Raw genomic sequence first — 6,083 nt, 5'->3', positions numbered from 1 at the left:
CGTTACCGGTAACGTACCTCATATCGTAAGACTTACAGCTGTCTTGCATGGGAGGAAACAATGCAATTCAAACCGTCCAGAACGTTAACCCGTTTTTTGGGTTCAGCAGCCGTGGCTGCACTTGTCCCGCTCGCCGCTCAGGCTCAGGATACCAAGACCATTACTTCGTGGGATCTGCGCTCCGACACCGCGACGGCCAAGATCGTCCGCGATGCGATGGATCGTTTCGAAGAAGCCAACCCCGGCTATGTCGTTGAAGATTCGCACTTCGCCAATGATGCCTACAAGACCAAGCTGAAAATCGCTTTCGGCGCGAACGAACCGCCTTGCGTCTTCGCTTCCTGGGGCGGTGGGCCGCTGAGGGAATATGTCGACTCCGACCAGGTGGTCGATCTGACGCCCTATCTCGACGCCAATCCCGAGTTCAAGGAGCGCTTCGTGCCGGCCAGCTTCGGCTCGGTCACGTTTGACGATAAGATTTACGGCATTCCAGCCGAAAACACGGCCGTTGCCGTGATCTTCTACAATACTGAAATCTTCGACGAACTGGACCTGACGCCGCCTGAAACCTGGGACGATCTGATGAACGTCATCGCCGTTCTCAACGAAAACAACATCGCGCCGTTTGCGCTGGCCAACAAGAACAAGTGGCCGGGCTCGATGTATTTCGTGCTGCTGGCAGACCGCATCGGCGGGCCGGAAGCCTTCCGCAAGGCCGCTTCCCGCGAAGAGGGCGGCTCGTTCGAGGATCCGGTCTTCATCGAAGCCGGTGAGCGCCTTCAGGAGCTTGTCGAAGCGGACGCCTTTGCTCGCGGCTATAACGGTCTCGACTACGATGTCGGCGGTTCGCGCCGTCTGCTTTACGCCGATCGCGCCGCCATGGAGCTGATGGGCAGTTGGGAAATGGCCTCGATCCGCAACGAGAACCCGGCATTTGCCGAAAAGGTCGATTTCTTCACCTTCCCGTCCGTTCCGGGTGGCAAGGGCGATCCGTCCAACGTCGTCGGTACGCTCGGCGACAACTTTGTCAGCATCTCTTCCGCCTGCCCTTACAAGGACAAGGCCTTCGAACTGTTGACCTACCTCACCAATGACGATGCCGCCGCCGCCCGTCTTGCCGACCAGCGCGTCATGCCGCTGAAGGGCATTTCCACGGAAGATCCCTTCCTGAACAAGGTTCTGGAGGTCGTCGGAGAAGCCGACAGCGTTCAGCTCTGGTACGACCAGGAACTGCCGCCAGCCCTTGGTGAAGTCCACAAGGACACGGTCCAGCAGCTCTTTGGCATGTCGATCACGCCGGAAGAGGCAGCTGCCGAAATGGAACGGGCCGCCCAGGCCGAGGCCCAGCAGTAAGACCTGCCATCCCTCCAGGCTCATGTCCCGAGGCGCCTCTTTTAACAAGCGCCCCGCGCCGGCTGCCGTCCATCCCGGCGGCGGCCGACATGCAGCTTGTGCCGATTTTTCGTCACCTTGCGGAAAACGTGCGAGAGAAAGGAAACACCATGTCCACGGCGATAACGCGGACGGCTGCCAACCGGCAAAGGCAGCGCAAGAAATGGGCCATGGCCCAGAAGGCCGCACCTGTTGTCTTCATGGCGCCGGCGCTGATTTTTCTGGTCGTCTACCTGCTTTATCCCCTCGTCTCCAGTTTCCGGCTTTCCTTTGTGAACTGGAACGGCCTTGGCGACACAGCAGAGTTCGTCGGCCTCGATAACTGGGTGCGGCTGATGCATGACAGCGTGTTCTGGCATTCGGCCTGGAACAACATTCTGCTGGCGCTGTTCTCCATCATCATCCAGCTGCCGATTGCACTGGTTCTGGCCGTTGTGCTGGACGAGGCAAGCAAGGGCTCGCGGATTCTCAAGATTCTCTATTTCATCCCGCTTCTGATGTCCTCGGTGGCGCTCGGCGTGTTGTTCAAGAACATCTACGACCCGAATTTCGGCCCGATCAATTCCATTCTCGACGCCATGGGGCTTTACGGCTGGGCCCATGACTGGCTCGGCGATCCGCGTTACGCGCTGGGTTCCGTCATCGCCGTCGTGCTGTGGCAGAACATCCCCTTCTACATGGTGCTGTTCCTGGCCGGTCTCGCCTCGTTCCCGCGCGAGATCACCGAAGCCGCAAGGCTTGACGGTGCAACCCAGACAACCATCTTCTGGCGGCTGAAACTGCCGCATCTGCAGGGCACGTTCCGCACCGCCGTGCTGCTCGCCACCATCGGCTCGATGCGCTATTTCGACCTGATCTACGTCATGACCGAGGGCGGGCCTGAAAACGCCTCGCAGGTGATGGCAAGCTACATGTACAAGCAGGTCTTCGCCTCCTTCGAGCTCGGCTACGGCACCACGGTCGCCGCCGCCATGTTCATCATCATCACCGTGATTGCGGCAGTCGCGTTCCGCCTGTCCAAACGGTTCGAGACGGAGGTCTGATCCGATGAAAAAGAAACAAGGCTTCAAGGTCGGACGCGTTGCCATTCCGGTGCTGGGCACCTTCTGGCTGGCCGTCACCACGCTGCCCTTCATCTTCGTGGCCTTCATGAGCCTGAAGACCCAGCAGGAAACCTTCGTCAACCCGGTCTGGGCGCTGCCGGAAAGCTTCAACCTCTCCAACTATATCGAGGTGCTGGAAGGCTCCTTCCTGATCTATCTGAGGAACAGCCTGTTCGTGATCTCGACCTCCGTCGTCATCATCATCCTGTTTTCCTCGATGGCGGCTTACGCACTGGCGCGGCTGAAGTTCAAATTCTCCGACAGCCTGTTCGCGCTGATCGTCGCCGGCATGATCGTGCCGCTGCATGTCACCCTCGTGCCCGTCTATCTGATGACGCGCTCCATGGGGCTCTATGATACGCCCGCCGGCCTGATCGGCCCCTATGTGGCCATCAGCCTGCCGATCTCGGTGTTCATCCTGACGGAATTCATGCGCCAGGTGCCGAAAGAGCTCGAGGAAGCTGCGATGCTGGATGGTTGCGGCCCGTTCAAGATCTACTGGAAGGTGTTTCTGCCGCTGGCAGGCCCCGGCATTTCCACGGTCGCGATCTATAACGGCATCATGCTGTGGAACGAATTTGTCTTCGCCTATGTGCTGACGTCCTCGACCGACAAACGCACCCTGCCGCTGGCGGTCTGGGACTTCCAGGGCCAATACGCATCGAATGTCCCCGCCATCATGGCTGTGGTCACCCTTTCCGCACTGCCTTTGATCATCGTCTACGCCATCGGTCAGGAAAAGATCGTCAATGGCATGATGGCCGGCTCGCTCAAGGGCTGATGGAACCGGAGTAACAACAATGACACAGATCCTTCTCGAAAACGTCGAAAAGCGCTTCGGTAAACTCACCGTCCTGCACGACATCAACCTCAACATCGAAGATGGTCAGTTTTGCGTCTTCCTGGGCCCGTCGGGCTGCGGCAAGTCCACGCTTCTGCGCATGATTGCAGGCATTGAAGAAATCACCGAAGGCGATATCAGGATCGGCGGCGAGGTCATGAACGACGTACCGCCGGCCGAACGCCGCGTGGCCATGGTGTTCCAGAACTACGCGCTCTATCCGCATATGAGTGTTTACGAGAACATGGCTTTCGGCCTGAAACAGGCAAAGACGCCCAAGGCAGACATCGAAAAACGGGTCAATGAGGCTGCGCGCATGCTGCAGATCGAGCCGCTGCTCGACCGCCGCCCGAAGCAGCTTTCCGGCGGCCAGCGCCAGCGCGTGGCCATTGGCCGCGCCATCGTCCGTCAGCCTGCCGTCTTCCTGTTCGACGAACCGCTGTCGAACCTCGATGCGGCGCTGCGCGTCCATATGCGTTCCGAAATCGCCAATCTGCACCGCGATTATCCCGAAGCCAGCATGATCTACGTGACCCACGACCAGACGGAAGCCATGGCGCTGGCCGACAAGATCGTGCTGCTGCGCGCGGGGCCCGATGTCACGAAAAAGGGCAGTATTGCCCAGGTTGGCGCGCCGCTGGAACTTTACCACCGCCCGGCAAACCTCTTTGCCGCCGGCTTCCTCGGCTCGCCGTCGATGAATTTTCTCAAGGTGACGCTGGACAGTTCCGGCACCGAGGGTGCTTCGGTCAAGCTTGAAACCGGCGAAATCATCCGCGTTCCAGTCTCAACCGAGGGGCTTGCAAGGGGCAGCGAACTGACGCTCGGCATCCGCCCGGAACATATGCACCCCGTCGATGACGATGCAAACGAACAGGTGATCCGCCGCAAGGTGCGCGCTGTGGAGAATTTCGGCGAATACAGTCATCTCTACCTCAACGAAAGCACCGAAACGCCGATGATCGCCAAGGTCGCCGAAGATGTGCTGAAGGTGCCGGAAAAGCCGATGGCCTTCTTCGTGAAGCCTGCGGCCTGCCACCTCTTCGATGCCGATGGCGAGGCGCTCGCCTATCTGCCGAGTGTGCCCGGCCCGCATGAACTCTCCGAATCCGACGCGGTCTGAACACGAAATACGGAAATGACAAGATGAGCAACGAACAGAAAAATCCCGTCTACAAGGACGCTGCACAGCCGGTTGAAGCGCGTGTTTCAGACCTTCTCGGCCGCATGACGATCGAGGAAAAGATCGGCCAGTTGCACGCCGTCTGGCTCTTCCTTGAAGAAGACGGCAATCACCGGACGCGCTCCGACCAGTTCACCGGCCAGACCGATCCCGAGACGCTGAAAGCCATGCTGTCGTCCGGTCTCGGTCAGGTCACCCGACCGCTCGGCACCCGCAGCATTGATGCGGCGGAAGGCGTTCGGGCGCTGAACGCCCTGCAGAAATTCATGGTCGAGGAGACACGGCTCGGCATTCCGGTCATGTCGCATGAGGAATGCCTGTCCGGCCTGATGATCAAGGGCGCGACACTGTTTCCCTCATCGCTTTCCTTCGGCGCGACCTTCAACCCGGATCTGATCGAGAAGGTCGGGGCTGCCATCGGCCAGGAATCACGCGCCATCGGCTGCCATCAGGGCCTTGCCCCCGTGCTCGATGTTGCCCGCGATGCCCGCTGGGGCCGCACGGAAGAAAGCATTGGCGAGGACCCGTACCTCACCGGCGTCATCGCTTCCGCCTATGTGAAGGGTCTGCAGGGCGAGGATCGCGGCGTGCTGGCAACGCTGAAGCACTATGCCGGTCACTCGGCAAGCGAAGGCGGTCGTAACCATGCGCCCGTCCATATGGGCTGGCGTGAATTGAACGACATGTTCATGCTGCCCTTCGAGATGGCCGTAAAGCTGGCGAATGCCGGTTCGGTCATGCCCGCCTATCACGATATCGACGGCGAACCGGTTCATGCCTCGCATCACCTGATGACCAAGGTGTTGCGCGATGACTGGGGTTTTGACGGGTTGATCGTCGCGGACTATGTCGGCGTCAGCCTGCTCTACCAGCATCACGGCATTGCCGAGACGCGGGCCGAAGCCGCAGCGCTGTCCTTCAACGCCGGTCTCGATATCGAGCTTCCCGGCGATGACTGCGCCAAGGACCTGAAGGAAGCGCTTTCGCGTGGCCTGATCACCGAAGCGAAGATCGATGAGATCGTTGCGCGTATCCTGAGAGAAAAATTCCGCCTGGGCCTCTTCGAAAAACCCTATGCGGACGATTCGAAGATCGCTCTGCAGCGTCAGGACTATATCGATGTCGCCCGGCAGACGGCGGAAGAATCCGTCACCATCCTCGACAACAATGGCATTCTGCCGCTTGCTGCAAACAAGAAGGTCGCCGTCATCGGCCCCACAGCGGATGATCCGTTGGCGTTGCTCGGGGACTATGCCTTCCCGGTTCACCTGATCCATAACGAGGCTCAGGAAGAGGTCGAAAGCGTCGTCACACCACTGGCAGGTCTGAGGGCCAGGCTCGGAACCGAAAACGTCATCTATGCCCGCGGCTGCAACATTCTCGACGAGCGCAAGGCCGGCGCGCCGGTCTTCCCCGGCGATGTCGATGACGCCACCTCGCTGGAGCAGGCCTCATCGCTTTCCACCCGCCTCGACATGATCCCGAGCGCCGTGGAAGCCGCGAAGAACGCCGATGTCGCCATCGTCTGTGTCGGCGACCTGTCCGGCATCTTCCAGACCGGCAC

The 6,083-nt window shown here is 59.9% G+C and carries 5 protein-coding genes; all 5 read left to right on the top strand.

Features of this window, described 5'->3' with window-relative positions; all coding sequences use genetic code 11:
• Positions 1 to 60: 60 nt before the first annotated feature.
• Positions 61 to 1,353 (top strand): extracellular solute-binding protein, encoded by a 1,293-nt coding sequence (locus EDC90_RS20305; protein ID WP_132314333.1) that lies wholly within the window; start codon positions 61 to 63, stop codon positions 1,351 to 1,353.
• Between the two features lie 209 nt (positions 1,354 to 1,562).
• Entirely contained in the window at positions 1,563 to 2,435 is an 873-nt protein-coding gene (locus EDC90_RS20300; protein WP_207903984.1) for a carbohydrate ABC transporter permease, read from the top strand.
• 4 nt (positions 2,436 to 2,439) lie between these two features.
• The gene (locus EDC90_RS20295) at positions 2,440 to 3,276 is read left to right on the top strand and encodes a carbohydrate ABC transporter permease (RefSeq protein WP_132314331.1); all 837 of its coding nucleotides are present in this window, start codon (positions 2,440 to 2,442) and stop codon (positions 3,274 to 3,276) included.
• 19 nt (positions 3,277 to 3,295) lie between these two features.
• Positions 3,296 to 4,459, top strand: coding sequence for an ABC transporter ATP-binding protein (locus EDC90_RS20290; RefSeq protein WP_132314330.1), 1,164 nt, complete (start codon positions 3,296 to 3,298; stop codon positions 4,457 to 4,459).
• 23 nt (positions 4,460 to 4,482) lie between these two features.
• Positions 4,483 to 6,083: glycoside hydrolase family 3 protein (locus EDC90_RS20285; RefSeq protein WP_132314329.1), on the top strand; the 1,601-nt coding region annotated here is incomplete at its 3' end.

Origin of the sequence: Martelella mediterranea (assembly GCF_004342225.1) — a bacterium.
Taxonomy (GTDB): Bacteria; Pseudomonadota; Alphaproteobacteria; order Rhizobiales; family Rhizobiaceae; genus Martelella; species Martelella mediterranea_B.
The sequence above is the reverse complement of the archived record's forward strand: the minus strand, read 5'-3'. Positions and strand labels throughout refer to the sequence as shown.

Excerpts from the sequence above, each read along its gene's own strand:
- EDC90_RS20300 (WP_207903984.1), top strand. The coding sequence starts at position 1,563 with ATGGCCCAGAAGGCCGCACCTGTTGTCTTCATGGCGCCGGCGCTGATT.
- EDC90_RS20305 (WP_132314333.1), top strand. The coding sequence starts at position 61 with ATGCAATTCAAACCGTCCAGAACGTTAACCCGTTTTTTGGGTTCAGCA.
- EDC90_RS20290 (WP_132314330.1), top strand. The coding sequence starts at position 3,296 with ATGACACAGATCCTTCTCGAAAACGTCGAAAAGCGCTTCGGTAAACTC.
- EDC90_RS20295 (WP_132314331.1), top strand. The coding sequence starts at position 2,440 with ATGAAAAAGAAACAAGGCTTCAAGGTCGGACGCGTTGCCATTCCGGTG.